Origin of the sequence: Pseudomonas sp. NFR09, from assembly GCF_900111535.1 — a bacterium.
Classification (GTDB): Bacteria; Pseudomonadota; Gammaproteobacteria; order Pseudomonadales; family Pseudomonadaceae; genus Aquipseudomonas; species Aquipseudomonas extremorientalis.
The window spans coordinates 155,081-167,510 of sequence record NZ_FOIH01000001.1 but is presented as its reverse complement, the minus strand read 5'-3'; the positions used below and the strand labels follow the sequence as shown (position 1 = coordinate 167,510).

General features: G+C 59.4%; 15 protein-coding genes. 13 read left to right on the top strand and 2 right to left on the bottom strand.

Going from position 1 to position 12,430, the window contains the following annotated elements:
• Positions 1 to 47 precede the first annotated feature (47 nt).
• The 3 genes from eno to ispD all read left to right on the top strand — a co-directional run bounded on the left by eno (position 48) and on the right by ispD (position 2,504).
• Positions 48 to 1,337, top strand: coding sequence for a phosphopyruvate hydratase (eno, locus tag BMX59_RS00780; protein WP_071488808.1), 1,290 nt, complete (start codon positions 48 to 50; stop codon positions 1,335 to 1,337).
• Positions 1,338 to 1,521: 184 nt separating this feature from the next.
• Positions 1,522 to 1,800 carry a cell division protein FtsB gene (ftsB, locus tag BMX59_RS00775; protein ID WP_003172294.1) on the top strand — a complete coding sequence of 93 codons (279 nt, stop codon included), beginning with the start codon at positions 1,522 to 1,524 and terminating at the stop codon, positions 1,798 to 1,800.
• Positions 1,797 to 2,504 carry a 2-C-methyl-D-erythritol 4-phosphate cytidylyltransferase gene (gene ispD, locus BMX59_RS00770; RefSeq protein WP_093119322.1) on the top strand — a complete coding sequence of 236 codons (708 nt, stop codon included), beginning with the start codon at positions 1,797 to 1,799 and terminating at the stop codon, positions 2,502 to 2,504. Before ftsB ends, ispD begins: the two co-directional genes overlap by 4 nt.
• Before the next feature lie 112 nt (positions 2,505 to 2,616).
• Here ispD and BMX59_RS00765 read toward each other — a convergent pair whose 3' ends face one another.
• Complete coding sequence (locus tag BMX59_RS00765) at positions 2,617 to 3,513, bottom strand: LysR substrate-binding domain-containing protein (protein WP_071488810.1); 897 nt, start codon at positions 3,511 to 3,513, stop codon at positions 2,617 to 2,619.
• 110 nt (positions 3,514 to 3,623) lie between these two features.
• Here BMX59_RS00765 and BMX59_RS00760 point away from each other — a divergent pair, with 110 nt between their 5' ends.
• The 8 genes from BMX59_RS00760 to rpoS all read left to right on the top strand — a co-directional run bounded on the left by BMX59_RS00760 (position 3,624) and on the right by rpoS (position 10,744).
• The gene (locus BMX59_RS00760) at positions 3,624 to 4,736 is read left to right on the top strand and encodes an S-(hydroxymethyl)glutathione dehydrogenase/class III alcohol dehydrogenase (RefSeq protein WP_071488811.1); all 1,113 of its coding nucleotides are present in this window, start codon (positions 3,624 to 3,626) and stop codon (positions 4,734 to 4,736) included.
• An 8-nt stretch (positions 4,737 to 4,744) separates the two neighbouring features.
• Positions 4,745 to 5,590 carry an S-formylglutathione hydrolase gene (fghA, locus tag BMX59_RS00755; protein WP_093119319.1) on the top strand — a complete coding sequence of 282 codons (846 nt, stop codon included), beginning with the start codon at positions 4,745 to 4,747 and terminating at the stop codon, positions 5,588 to 5,590.
• Positions 5,591 to 5,644: 54 nt separating this feature from the next.
• Positions 5,645 to 6,118 (top strand): 2-C-methyl-D-erythritol 2,4-cyclodiphosphate synthase, encoded by a 474-nt coding sequence (ispF, locus tag BMX59_RS00750; RefSeq protein ID WP_012722614.1) that lies wholly within the window; start codon positions 5,645 to 5,647, stop codon positions 6,116 to 6,118.
• A complete protein-coding gene (truD, locus tag BMX59_RS00745; RefSeq protein WP_093119316.1) occupies positions 6,115 to 7,173 on the top strand; it encodes a tRNA pseudouridine(13) synthase TruD in 1,059 nt (352 codons plus the stop codon). Before ispF ends, truD begins: the two co-directional genes overlap by 4 nt.
• Positions 7,161 to 7,910 (top strand): 5'/3'-nucleotidase SurE, encoded by a 750-nt coding sequence (gene surE, locus BMX59_RS00740; protein ID WP_071488814.1) that lies wholly within the window; start codon positions 7,161 to 7,163, stop codon positions 7,908 to 7,910. The genes truD and surE overlap by 13 nt, the downstream gene beginning before the upstream one ends.
• 41 nt (positions 7,911 to 7,951) lie before the next feature.
• A complete protein-coding gene (locus BMX59_RS00735) occupies positions 7,952 to 8,587 on the top strand; it encodes a protein-L-isoaspartate(D-aspartate) O-methyltransferase (RefSeq protein WP_170856035.1) in 636 nt (211 codons plus the stop codon).
• Positions 8,588 to 8,796: 209 nt separating this feature from the next.
• Positions 8,797 to 9,633 (top strand): peptidoglycan DD-metalloendopeptidase family protein, encoded by an 837-nt coding sequence (locus BMX59_RS00730; RefSeq protein WP_092241185.1) that lies wholly within the window; start codon positions 8,797 to 8,799, stop codon positions 9,631 to 9,633.
• 106 nt (positions 9,634 to 9,739) lie between these two features.
• Positions 9,740 to 10,744, top strand: a complete 1,005-nt coding sequence (rpoS, locus tag BMX59_RS00725) for an RNA polymerase sigma factor RpoS (RefSeq protein ID WP_025855149.1) — start codon at positions 9,740 to 9,742, stop codon at positions 10,742 to 10,744.
• A 212-nt stretch (positions 10,745 to 10,956) separates the two neighbouring features.
• Here rpoS and BMX59_RS00720 read toward each other — a convergent pair whose 3' ends face one another.
• The gene (locus BMX59_RS00720) at positions 10,957 to 11,166 is read right to left on the bottom strand and encodes a cold-shock protein (protein ID WP_002554837.1); all 210 of its coding nucleotides are present in this window, start codon (positions 11,164 to 11,166) and stop codon (positions 10,957 to 10,959) included.
• A 389-nt stretch (positions 11,167 to 11,555) separates the two neighbouring features.
• Here BMX59_RS00720 and dcd point away from each other — a divergent pair, with 389 nt between their 5' ends.
• Both dcd and BMX59_RS00710 read left to right on the top strand, forming a co-directional pair.
• Entirely contained in the window at positions 11,556 to 12,122 is a 567-nt protein-coding gene (dcd, locus tag BMX59_RS00715; RefSeq protein WP_071488817.1) for a dCTP deaminase, read from the top strand.
• Positions 12,123 to 12,230: 108 nt separating this feature from the next.
• The gene (locus tag BMX59_RS00710; RefSeq protein WP_058425267.1) at positions 12,231 to 12,428 is read left to right on the top strand and encodes a hypothetical protein; all 198 of its coding nucleotides are present in this window, start codon (positions 12,231 to 12,233) and stop codon (positions 12,426 to 12,428) included.
• The last annotated feature ends 2 nt before the right edge of the window (positions 12,429 to 12,430 follow it).

The following is a 12,430-nucleotide window of genomic DNA, read 5'->3' as shown; positions in this document are numbered from 1 at the left end:
TTCCCTTCAGCTGCGTCGTTTTCGTCAACTTTGGAGTGTTTACAACAATGGCAAAAATCGTCGACATCAAAGGTCGTGAAGTTCTCGACTCCCGTGGCAACCCCACCGTCGAAGCCGACGTGCTTCTCGATAACGGCATCATCGGCAGCGCCTGCGCGCCGTCCGGTGCTTCTACCGGTTCGCGCGAAGCGCTGGAACTGCGTGATGGCGACAAGGGCCGTTACCTGGGCAAAGGTGTACTGAAAGCCGTGGCCAACATCAACGGCCCGATCCGTGACCTGTTGCTGGGCAAGGACCCGCTGGACCAGAAAGCCCTGGACCACGCGATGATCAAGCTCGACGGCACCGAAAACAAAGGCAGCCTGGGCGCCAACGCCATCCTCGCCGTGTCCTTGGCTGCCGCCAAGGCCGCCGCACAGGACCAGGACCTGCCGCTGTACGCGCACATTGCCAACCTGAACGGCACCCCGGGCGTCTATTCGATGCCGGTACCGATGATGAACATCATCAACGGTGGCGAGCATGCCGATAACAACGTCGATATCCAGGAATTCATGGTACAGCCGGTCGGCGCCAAGTCCTTCTCCGAAGGTCTGCGCATGGGCACCGAGATTTTCCATCACCTCAAGGCTGTGCTGAAGGCCCGTGGCCTGAGCACTGCGGTGGGTGACGAAGGCGGTTTTGCACCGAACCTGGCGTCCAACGAAGATGCACTGAAAGTGATCTCCGAAGCCGTGGCCAACGCTGGCTACAAGCTGGGCACCGACGTGACCCTGGCCCTGGACTGCGCGGCCAGCGAGTTCTACGAGGACGGTAAGTACAACCTGTCCGGCGAAGGCCAGGTGTTCAACTCCGAAGGTTTCGCCGAATACCTGAAGGGCCTGACCCAGCGCTACCCGATCATCTCGATCGAAGACGGCCTGGACGAGTCCGACTGGGACGGCTGGAAAATCCTCACCGACAAGATCGGCGAGAAAATCCAACTGGTGGGCGACGACCTGTTCGTGACCAACACCAAGATCCTGAAAGAAGGCATCGATAAAAAGATCGCCAACTCGATCCTGATCAAGTTCAACCAGATCGGCACCCTGACCGAAACCCTGGAGGCCATCCAGATGGCCAAGGCTGCGGGCTACACCGCCGTGATCTCGCACCGCTCCGGCGAAACCGAAGATTCGACCATTGCCGACCTGGCCGTGGGCACCTCGGCTGGCCAGATCAAGACCGGTTCCCTGTGCCGTTCCGACCGTGTTTCCAAGTACAACCAATTGCTGCGTATCGAAGAGCAACTGGCTGGCAAGGCCAAGTACAACGGTCGCGGCGAGTTTCGCGGCTGATCGCTAGTTGATGGTGAAACATGGTAAAAAGTCGGCGGATTGCGTCGGAAAACTCACGACAGTGTGGATTTCGACGCTAATCTGATGGCTATCAAGCACAAGCCTGGTTTTTCCAGGCTTCGTGCTATCAGTTGCTGCAAAAGTTTTGCATGGCGGTCTTTTTTCACTGGATACCCGATATTCGATGCGCAGTCCCAATTGGTTGTTCCTCGTCTTGCTCTTGCTGCTGGCTGGCCTGCAGTACCGCCTATGGGTGGGTAATGGCAGCTTTGCGCAGGTAAAAGACCTGACCCAGCAAATTGCCGACCAGCACGCCGAAAACGAACGCCTGCTGGAGCGCAACCGCGTCCTCGATGCCGAAGTGCTTGAGTTGAAAAAAGGTACGGAGACCGTTGAAGAGCGGGCTCGTCATGAATTGGGCATGGTCAAGGAGGGTGAAACCCTCTACCAGTTGGCCCAATGAGTAGCCGTTTGCCGGCCTTCTGGGCCGTGATTCCTGCCGCGGGCGTCGGTGCCCGTATGGCCGCGGACCGTCCCAAGCAATATCTGCAACTGGGCGGGCGCAGTATTCTCGAACACAGCCTTGGCTGTTTTCTTGGCCATCCAGACCTTAAAGGGTTGGTGGTCAGTCTTGCTGTCGATGATCCTTACTGGCCCAACCTGCCTTGTGCCAACGACCCGCGCATCGTGCGTGCGGACGGCGGCGACGAGCGCTCGGGGTCTGTGCTCAATGCGCTGCTTCAGCTCAATGCCCTGGGCGCCAGTGATGACGATTGGGTGTTGGTGCATGATGCGGCACGGCCGAACCTGAGCCGTGATGATCTTGACAAGTTATTAAGTGAGCTGGCGAACGACCCTGTGGGTGGTCTGCTGGCCGTGCCGGCCCGCGACACTCTCAAGCGCGTTGACAAACATGGCCGTGTGGTCGAGACCGTCGATCGCAGCCTGATCTGGCAGGCCTACACGCCGCAGATGTTCCGCCTTGGGGCTTTGCATCGTGCCTTGGCCGACAGTCTGGTGGCGGATGCGGTGATTACCGATGAAGCTTCGGCCATGGAGTGGTCCGGCCAGTCGCCACGCCTGATCGAAGGGCGCTCGGACAACATCAAGGTGACCCGGCCCGAAGATCTGGAATGGCTACGGCTGCGGTGGGTCAACCGCAGGTAATCCGCGATACCGTGTCGACCTCATCGGGGGCAAGCCCCCTCCCACATTGAAATGCATTCCAAGTGTGGGAGGGGGGCTTGCCCCCGATGAGGCCCGTCCAAACCACCAACAGTCAACTGCTGTACTCCGGCCTCTCAGCCAACCCTTCCTTCAAGAAATCCACCAACTTCCTGACCTTCGGCGACAAATGCCTCTGTTGTGGATACAGCGCCCACACCGCCGTATTCGGCGGTTGATGCGCCTCCAGCAACGACACCAGCGCGCCACTGTGCAAATGCTCCAGCACGTAATAGTCCGGCAACTGGCACAACCCGACGCCCTGTAACGCCGCATCCAACACCGCTTGCCCACTGTTGCAGCGCCAGTTTCCCTGCACGCGCTGGGAAAATTCCCGGCCGTCCTGGGCCAGTTGCCAGATATCCGAGCTGCCGATGAGGCAGTTATGCCGGCTCAATTCCGACAAGCTATGTGGCCGACCATACCGAGCGAGGTAGGACGGCGACGCACACAGGTACATGCGCCTCGGCGCCAGTCGGCTGGCGACCATGCGCGAATCCTGCAGACGCCCCAGGCGGATCGCCAGGTCGAGGCCTTCGTGCACCAGATCCAACTGGCGGTTGCTCAGCTCGATATCCACCCGCAACTGCGGATACAGCCCCATGAACCGGGTGACCAGCGGCACGATAAAGCGCTCGCCATACGCCACCGCGCAGGTCATGCGCAACATGCCCTTGGGCTCGCTGGTGAGGTCACCTACGGCGCGCAGGGCTTCTTCACGCCCGTCCTGCAGGCGTTGGCAGTGTTGCAGGAACGTCTGGCCTGCTTCGGTCAACGTCACTTTGCGCGTACTGCGATATAGCAAGCGGGTTTGCAGGCGTTCTTCCAGACGCGCCACCTGCCGGCTGATATGGGAAGACGACACCCCCAGCCGTTCCGCCGCCGCTGTGAATTGGCCGCATTCGGCCACCGCGACAAATTCGTCGATACCTTCCCAGCGGTTTTCAAGCACGTCGATTATCCCTGTACAGCAATAAAGTTTTGCTTTTGCCTGGATTATTCATCAGTCAGGCATGTTTTACACTCACACACTCAGTTTTTTAACCTCCTGGAGAAACCTGGATGATCAAGTCCCGCGCCGCCGTAGCCTTCGAAGCCAAGAAGCCCCTTGAGATCGTCGAAGTGGATGTCGCCATGCCCAAGGCGGGTGAAGTGCTGTTGCGCGTGGTCGCGTCCGGCGTGTGCCATACCGACGCCTATACCCTGTCGGGCGCCGACCCGGAAGGCATCTTCCCGTCGATCCTCGGTCACGAAGGCGGTGCCGTGGTTGAAGCGATCGGCGAAGGCGTGACGTCGGTGGCCGTGGGCGATCATGTGATCCCGCTGTACACCCCGGAATGCGGCAAGTGCAAGTTCTGCCTGTCGGGCAAGACCAACCTGTGCCAGGCCATCCGTTCCACCCAGGGCAAAGGCCTGATGCCGGATGGCACCACGCGTTTCTCCTACAAAGGCCAACCGATTTTCCACTACATGGGCACTTCGACGTTCTCCGAGTACACCGTGCTGCCGGAAATCTCCGTGGCCAGGATTCCTAAAGAGGCGCCGCTGGAAAAAGTCTGCCTGCTCGGTTGCGGCGTCACCACGGGCATCGGCGCGGTAATCAACACCGCCAAGGTCAAGCCAGGCGATACCGTGGCCATCTTCGGCCTTGGCGGTATCGGCCTGTCGGCAGTGATCGGTGCGGTCAAGGCCAAGGCGGGTCGCATCATCGCCATCGATATCAACCCGGCCAAGTTTGAAATCGCCAAGCAACTGGGCGCCACCGACTGCATCAACCCGAAAGACTACGATCGTCCGATCCAGGACGTGATCGTCGACCTCACCGACGGCGGCGTGGACTTCTCCTTCGAATGTATCGGCAACGTGCAACTGATGCGCGCCGCCCTCGAGTGCTGCCACAAAGGCTGGGGCGAGTCGGTGATCATCGGCGTGGCCGGTGCCGGCCAGGAAATCGCCACCCGTCCATTCCAGTTGGTGACCGGTCGCGTCTGGCGCGGTTCGGCCTTCGGTGGCGTGCGTGGTCGCTCAGAACTGCCAAGCTACGTAGAAATGGCCCAGACCGGCGAGATCCCGCTGGACACCTTCATCACCCACACCATGGGCCTGGAAGACATCAACAAAGCGTTTGACCTGATGCATGAAGGCAAGAGCATTCGTACCGTCATCCACTTCTGAGGTTCGCCATGAGTCTGGAAAACCTGTCGTGCCAGAAGAGTTTCGGCGGCTGGCATAAACGCTACAAGCATCATTCCGATGTGCTTGGTTGTGACATGACCTTCGCTGTCTACCTGCCGCCGCAAGCGGAGCAGGGCGGCAAATTGCCGGTGCTGTACTGGCTGTCCGGTCTCACTTGCACCGATGAGAACTTCATGCAGAAGGCGGGCGCGCAGCGCATGGCTGCCGAGCTGGGGTTGATCATCGTGGCGCCGGACACCAGCCCGCGAGGTCCGGGTGTGCCGGACGACCCGGATAACGCCTGGGATTTCGGTCTCGGTGCCGGCTTTTATCTGAATGCCACCCAGGAACCCTGGGCCAAGCACTACCGGATGTATGACTACGTCGTGCAAGAATTGCCGGCGTTGATCGAAGGGCATTTCCCTGCCTCGGATAAACGTGGCATCAGCGGCCACTCCATGGGTGGCCACGGTGCGCTGGTCTGTGCCTTGCGCAACCCCGGGCGCTACCTGTCGGTGTCGGCGTTTTCGCCGATCAACAACCCGATGGATTGCCCGTGGGGCCAGAAAGCGTTCTCCCACTACTTGGGCGAAGAGCGTTCAAAATGGCGCGAGTGGGACACCTGTGTGCTGATCAGCGAAGCTACGGAAAAGCTGCCACTGCTGGTTGACCAGGGCGACCGCGACGACTTCCTCGCCGTGCAACTCAAGCCCGAAGCCCTGCAGCAGGCAGCCAAGGCGGCCAACCACCCGCTGGAACTGCGCCTGCAACCGGGCTATGACCACAGCTACTTCTTTATCGCCAGCTTCATCGAAGACCATTTACGACACCATGGCCGTGCTTTGCTCGGTTAATGTGAGGCAAAAGTAGGTAGAATCACGCCCTGAATTAAATCGGGGCGTTTTTTTATGCGTATTGGCCACGGCTACGATGTGCACCGTTTCGCCGAAGGCGATTTCATCACCCTGGGCGGCGTGCGCATTGCGCACCACCATGGTTTGCTGGCTCATTCCGACGGCGACGTCGTGTTGCATGCCTTGAGCGATGCCTTGCTCGGCGCGGCGGCGTTGGGTGATATCGGCAAGCACTTTCCGGACACCGACCCGACATTCAAGGGCGCGGACAGCCGAGTCTTACTGCGCCATGTGGTCGGCCTGATCCATGCCAAGGGCTGGAAAGTCGGCAACGTCGACAACACCATCGTGGCCCAGGCGCCGAAGATGGCCCCGCATATCGAGTCGATGCGCGCGCTGATTGCCGCCGACCTGCAAATTGAACTGGATCAAGTCAACGTGAAAGCCACCACCACCGAAAAGCTCGGGTTCACCGGCCGTGAAGAGGGCATTGCCGTGCACTCCGTTGCCTTGTTGCTGCGCGCATGAATGACCTGCAACTGCTGGGCCCTCGGGCCTATGGCGAGGCCTTGGGCAGCGCGGTACTGAAGGCGACGGCCGAAGACTTCCAGGTTGACGAGGTGCTGGACATTCCGCTGACCGGCGAAGGCGAACACCTGTGGTTGTGGGTGGAAAAGCGCGGCCTCAACACCGAGGAAGCCGCGCGGCGTATCGCCAGGGCGGCCGGCGTGCCGTTACGCACCGTCAGCTATGCCGGGCTCAAGGATCGCCAGGCGTTGACTCGCCAATGGTTCAGCGTGCAACTGCCGGGCAAGGCCGACCCGGACATGAGCGCGGCAGAGAACGACACGCTCAAGGTTCTCAAGACCGCTCGCCACAAGCGCAAGCTGCAGCGCGGTGCGCATTCGGCCAATGGGTTCACTTTGCGTCTGACGCAGTTGGCCGGTGATACCGCAGCCATCGATGCGCGGTTGCAACAGATTGCCCAACACGGCATTCCCAACTATTTCGGTGCCCAGCGTTTTGGCCATAACGGCGGCAATGTCATGGACGCTCGCGAGTGGGCCGCCCGCAAAGCCTTGCCGGAGCAGCGCAATGTGCGTTCGCGGTTGTTGTCCACCGCCCGCAGCTTTTTGTTCAACAAAGTGCTGGCGGCACGTGTGGCCGATGGCTCGTGGCAACGAGCCCAGGTCGGCGACCTGCTGGCGTTTACCGACAGCCGCAGTTTTTTCCCGGCTGGCGAAGCGGAATGCAGTGACCCGCGCCTGGCAATCCTGGACCTGCACCCGACCGGGCCGCAGTGGGGCGAGGGCGACTCGCCGGCCAGTGGTGCAACCTTCGAGCTGGAACAGGCGGTTGCCGCTGGTGAAGCCGACCTGCGAGATTGGCTGGTGAATGCCGGCATGAGCCAGGAACGTCGCATTCTTCGACTGCCCATTGGCGGTTTGACGTGGCATTATCCCTCGCTGGACATTCTGCAATTGGAATTCGTCCTGCCGGCCGGATGCTTCGCCACTGTGTTGGTGCGCGAGCTTGTTGATCTGGTGCCGGTGGGGCAGACGGACAACCCATGCGTATTCTGATATCAAACGATGACGGTGCCACCGCACCCGGTCTTGCCGCGCTTTATGCTGCGCTGCAGGATTATGCCGAGTGCGTGGTGGTTGCCCCCGACCAGGACAAGAGTGGCGCCAGCAGTTCGTTGACGCTCGACCGTCCGCTGCACCCGCAAGTCCTGGCCAATGGCTTTATCAGTGTGAACGGCACGCCTACCGACTGCGTCCACCTGGCAATCAACAGTCTGCTGGAGCAGGCGCCGGACCTGGTGGTGTCGGGCATCAACCTGGGTGCAAACCTGGGGGATGATGTGCTGTATTCCGGGACCGTGGCGGCGGCCCTTGAGGGGCGCTTCCTGGGTCGTACTGGGTTCGCCTTTTCGTTTGCCTCGCGGCAACTGGATAACCTGGCAACCGCTGCGCATTTCGCGCGCAAGCTGGTGGAGGCCCATGGCTCTCTGGATCTGCCACCCCGTACGGTGCTCAACGTCAATATTCCCAACCTGCCCCTTGATCATATTCGCGGTATCAAGCTGACGCGCCTGGGCCATCGTGCCCGTGCGGCGGCGCCGTTGAAGGTGGTCGACCCGCGTGGCAAGGAAGGCTATTGGATTGCCGCAGCGGGTGATGCCGAAGATGGCGGTGAAGGCACGGACTTTCATGCGGTGATGCAAGGCTATGTGTCGATTACCCCATTGCAATTTGATCGCACCTTCAGTGATGCCTTCAGTGGTCTCGATGGCTGGCTGGAGGGGCTGCGCTGATGGGCCGTGAACAAGACGACTTGCTGCGTCGCGGCATCGGGATGACGTCCCAGCGTACCCGCGAACGCCTGATCCAGCGCCTGTACGAAGAAGGGTTGTCCAACGCTCAGGTGCTTGAAGTGATCCGGCGTACGCCTCGCCATCTGTTTGTCGATGAAGCCCTGGCTCACCGAGCCTACGAAGACACAGCGTTGCCCATCGGCCATAACCAGACCATCTCCCAACCGTACATGGTGGCGCGCATGAGCGAACTGCTGCTGGCGGCGGGGCCGTTGGACAAGGTGCTGGAAATCGGCACCGGCTCCGGCTACCAGACCGCCGTGCTGGCGCAACTGGTGGAGCGGGTGTTCTCGGTCGAGCGCATCAAGGTGCTGCAAGACCGGGCCAAGGAGCGTCTGGTGGAGTTGAACCTGCGCAACGTGGTATTCCGCTGGGGTGACGGCTGGGAAGGCTGGCCGGCGCTGGCGCCGTACAACGGCATCATCGTCACCGCTGTGGCCACCGATATCCCGCAAGCGTTGCTCGATCAACTTGCCCCAGGCGGACGCCTGGTGATCCCGGTGGGCTCCGGCGAAGTGCAACAATTGATGCTCATTATCCGTGAGGACGAAGGCTTTTCCCGGCATGTGCTGGGGGCCGTGCGTTTTGTGCCGTTGCTCAATGGGCCGCTGGCCTGATCATTTGTTCGCGGGCAGTGAATTCTGTTGGCGGGGATGTGTCTTACGGCGGGGTCCATCGAGTCAACATGATCGGGAGTCGGAATTAAACGCGATGAATGTTTCGTTTCCGTCGTGTGCCGGTAAAACTCCAATGCCCAGTTATACTTGCGTCATATTTCAAGCCTGATACAGGCATTCATGTTCAGCCACCACAAAGGGAGCGGCGGGTGAGTCTCACAGGTCTTGCGCAGCGTATGAGTAAAACAAGCTTTCATCGACTGGTGCTTGGCCTCGTCTTCAGTTCCGTGCTGGTCGGCTGCTCCAGCTCGCCAAGCAGCGGCGCACGGGTGGTTGACCGTAACAATGCCGTCCCGCAAAAGCCGACGGTGACCACCGGGCAATACGTGGTGCGCAAAGGCGATACATTGTTCTCGATTGCCTTCCGGTATGGCTGGGACTACAAGGCGCTCGCAGCCCGTAACAATATTCCCGTGCCCTACACGATACATCCCGGTCAGACGATTCGTTTCGACGGCCGCACCGGTTCTGCGCCTACGGCAGTTGTGACAAACACCGGATCTTCGCCGTCGTCCTCCAGCAAAACCACCATCATTACCCGGCCTGCAGGCACCGCGGCGCCCGCTCCTGCAAGCAAGCCGGCACCCGCGCCGTTGCCACCTGCCGGGCCTGCACCGACCGGTTGGGGATGGCCCTCAAACGGAGTGCTGATTGGAAAATTCTCTTCAAACGGTAGTTTGAATAAAGGCATTGATATCGCCGGAGATTTGGGACAGCCTGTTTTAGCTGCGTCTGATGGGACAGTGGTGTACGCCGGGAGTGGTTTACGGGGCTACGGCGAGCTGGTCATCATCAAACACAGCGATACCTACGTCAGTGCTTACGGTCACAACCGCAGGCTGTTGGTTCGGGAGGGGCAGCAGGTCAAAGTCGGACAGACAATTGCCGAAATGGGGTCAACTGGTACAGACCGGGTGAAACTGCACTTTGAGATTCGCCGTCAAGGGAAGCCTGTAGATCCACTGCAATTCCTACCCCGTCGTTGATATGTTGCACAGCCTGTTCCCTCACGTAGAAGGAACAGGCTCCAGCGTTGCCAAGGATAAAGGCGCCGCTTGAGCTTGAGGTCGAACTCACCAAAGGACTATAACAATGGCTCTCAGTAAAGAAGCGCCGGAGTTTGACATCGACGATGAGGTTCTCCTGATGGAGACCGGTATCGCTACGGAATCGATGTCGAATGAGGGACCTGCTGTACCTTCAGTTCGCACCAAATCCAAGAACTCCACCGCGTTAAAGCAACACAAGTACATCGACTACACACGGGCGCTCGATGCGACCCAGCTGTATCTCAATGAAATCGGCTTTTCCCCTCTGCTGACCCCCGAAGAAGAAGTCCATTTTGCGCGCTTGTCGCAAAAGGGCGATCCGGCTGGGCGCAAGCGCATGATTGAAAGTAACCTGCGCCTGGTGGTGAAAATCGCCCGACGCTATGTCAATCGTGGGCTGTCCCTGTTGGACCTGATCGAGGAAGGCAACCTGGGTCTGATCCGGGCGGTGGAGAAGTTCGACCCTGAGCGGGGTTTCCGCTTTTCGACCTATGCCACCTGGTGGATTCGCCAGACCATCGAACGGGCGATCATGAATCAGACCCGCACGATCCGGTTGCCGATCCATGTGGTCAAGGAGCTCAACGTCTACCTGCGGGCAGCGCGTGAGCTTACTCAAAAACTCGATCATGAACCTTCGCCCGAAGAAATCGCCAACCTGCTGGAAAAACCGGTAGGGGAGGTCAAGCGCATGCTGGGCCTCAACGAGCGTGTGTCTTCGGTCGACGTCTCGCTGGGTCCGGATTCGGATAAAACCCTGCTGGACACCCTGACCGATGATCGTCCTACGGATCCTTGCGAGCTGTTGCAGGACGATGATCTGTCCCAAAGCATTGACCAGTGGTTGTCGGAGCTCACGGACAAACAGCGCGAGGTGGTGATTCGCCGCTTCGGCCTGCGTGGCCATGAGAGCAGCACCCTGGAAGACGTAGGCCTGGAGATCGGCCTGACCCGTGAGCGGGTACGGCAGATCCAGGTAGAAGGGCTCAAGCGCTTGCGCGAGATCCTGGAGAAGAATGGCTTGTCGAGTGAGTCGTTGTTTCAGTAACGACCCAGCTTTAACGCTTGAATGTGGGAGGGGGCTTGCCCCCGATAGCGGTGACTCAGTCAAATCTTTATTGACTGACACACCGCAATCGGGGGCAAGCCCCCTCCCACATTGGTTTTATGCAGAGTCTTATAGGGGGCATAGGGTCAAATCCCAGGCATAAAAAAACCCCGCTTTTAAGGGCGGGGTCTTTTTGACTGAGTCAGTACAAGTTAGATAACTTGAACTTCTTCAGCTTGCATGCCTTTCTGACCGCGGGTAGCGATGAAAGAAACCTGTTGGCCTTCTTTCAGGCTTTTGAAGCCGTCGGATTGGATAGCTTTGAAGTGAACGAACAGGTCGTCACCGGATTGTGGAGTGATGAAGCCGAAGCCTTTTTCATCGTTGAACCACTTAACGGTACCAGTTTGGCGATTAGACATGGTGTATCTCCTTGGACAAAGTTAACTGCGACTCAGGAAAAGCCCTGGCCGAGACTGAGTGCAAAGAGCAGGAAAAATTCTTGGAGATGGTTGGATCGAAATTCAACATATCGTGTAGAGATTCTCAGTGACACAAGCAGCACAGTGGCGCCACCTTAACCCTTTTTCCGGAACGTGCCAATGGTATTTCCGAAGGTTTCTCCATTTTCGTGACTGGCGGTGGTATTTCCGGTCACCCTGCACGTCAATGCGGGTCCCGGCCCCGCTGGCTGCGGCTCATAGCAGCAGGCGCGTTCATCAAGAAAAGCCGCGTGGCCTTTGAACCCCAACGCCGGCCCCGGTAAGATGCCCCACAGAATTTTTCCACCTCGCTATTCAGGACACCCGCCATGAGCATCAAATCGGACAAGTGGATTCGCCGCATGGCGCAAGAGCACGGCATGATCGAACCGTTCGTCGAGCGCCAGATCCGTGGCCAAGGCGATGCCCCGGTGATTTCCTACGGTGTTTCCAGCTACGGCTACGATGTGCGCTGCGCCGATGAGTTCAAGGTGTTCACCAATATCAACTCGGCGATCGTCGATCCGAAGAACTTCGACGAAAAGAGCTTCGTCGACATCAAGAGCGACGTGTGCATCATCCCGCCCAACTCCTTCGCCCTGGCGCGCACCGTGGAGTTCTTCCGTATCCCGCGTGACGTGCTGACCATCTGCCTGGGTAAAAGCACCTACGCGCGCTGCGGCATCATCGTCAACGTGACGCCGCTTGAGCCGGAGTGGGAAGGCCACGTAACCCTCGAGTTCTCCAACACCACCACCTTGCCGGCGAAGATCTACGCCAACGAAGGTGTGGCGCAGATGCTGTTCCTGCAGTCCGACGAGGCCTGTGAAGTGTCCTACAAAGACCGTGCCGGCAAGTACCAGGGCCAGCGCGGCGTCACCCTCCCACGCGCTTGATCGAAAGGTCTTACATGCTAAGGGAATTAGTCTGCAGAAAGTGACTCTATCTAGGTGTACTGCCTCGGCGCGTGTAAAACGTGCCGGGCCACGCTTGAGGAGTACCTTATGAAGCTCGACCCGCGAATCAGCGCAGAACTTGCCCGGCTTGAACCCAACCAGATTGGCGTTCTGGCCTGGTCCCTGATGGCCGACCCCGCATATGGGGGCGGCATCCCCGGCCAACCCGAGCCGGACTACCCACAACCCACCGAACCCGGTGAGCCGACCCTGCCGGACGAGCCACCACCCGCACCTGTCGCCTGATA

Coding starts and splice junctions, on each gene's coding strand:
- rpoS (WP_025855149.1), top strand. CDS start 9,740: ATGGCTCTCAGTAAAGAAGCGCCGGAGTTTGACATCGACGATGAGGTT.
- fghA (WP_093119319.1), top strand. CDS start 4,745: ATGAGTCTGGAAAACCTGTCGTGCCAGAAGAGTTTCGGCGGCTGGCAT.
- BMX59_RS00760 (WP_071488811.1), top strand. CDS start 3,624: ATGATCAAGTCCCGCGCCGCCGTAGCCTTCGAAGCCAAGAAGCCCCTT.
- truD (WP_093119316.1), top strand. CDS start 6,115: ATGAATGACCTGCAACTGCTGGGCCCTCGGGCCTATGGCGAGGCCTTG.
- surE (WP_071488814.1), top strand. CDS start 7,161: ATGCGTATTCTGATATCAAACGATGACGGTGCCACCGCACCCGGTCTT.
- ispD (WP_093119322.1), top strand. CDS start 1,797: ATGAGTAGCCGTTTGCCGGCCTTCTGGGCCGTGATTCCTGCCGCGGGC.
- ftsB (WP_003172294.1), top strand. CDS start 1,522: ATGCGCAGTCCCAATTGGTTGTTCCTCGTCTTGCTCTTGCTGCTGGCT.
- ispF (WP_012722614.1), top strand. CDS start 5,645: ATGCGTATTGGCCACGGCTACGATGTGCACCGTTTCGCCGAAGGCGAT.
- BMX59_RS00710 (WP_058425267.1), top strand. CDS start 12,231: ATGAAGCTCGACCCGCGAATCAGCGCAGAACTTGCCCGGCTTGAACCC.
- dcd (WP_071488817.1), top strand. CDS start 11,556: ATGAGCATCAAATCGGACAAGTGGATTCGCCGCATGGCGCAAGAGCAC.
- eno (WP_071488808.1), top strand. CDS start 48: ATGGCAAAAATCGTCGACATCAAAGGTCGTGAAGTTCTCGACTCCCGT.
- BMX59_RS00735 (WP_170856035.1), top strand. CDS start 7,952: ATGACGTCCCAGCGTACCCGCGAACGCCTGATCCAGCGCCTGTACGAA.
- BMX59_RS00720 (WP_002554837.1), bottom strand. CDS start 11,166: ATGTCTAATCGCCAAACTGGTACCGTTAAGTGGTTCAACGATGAAAAA.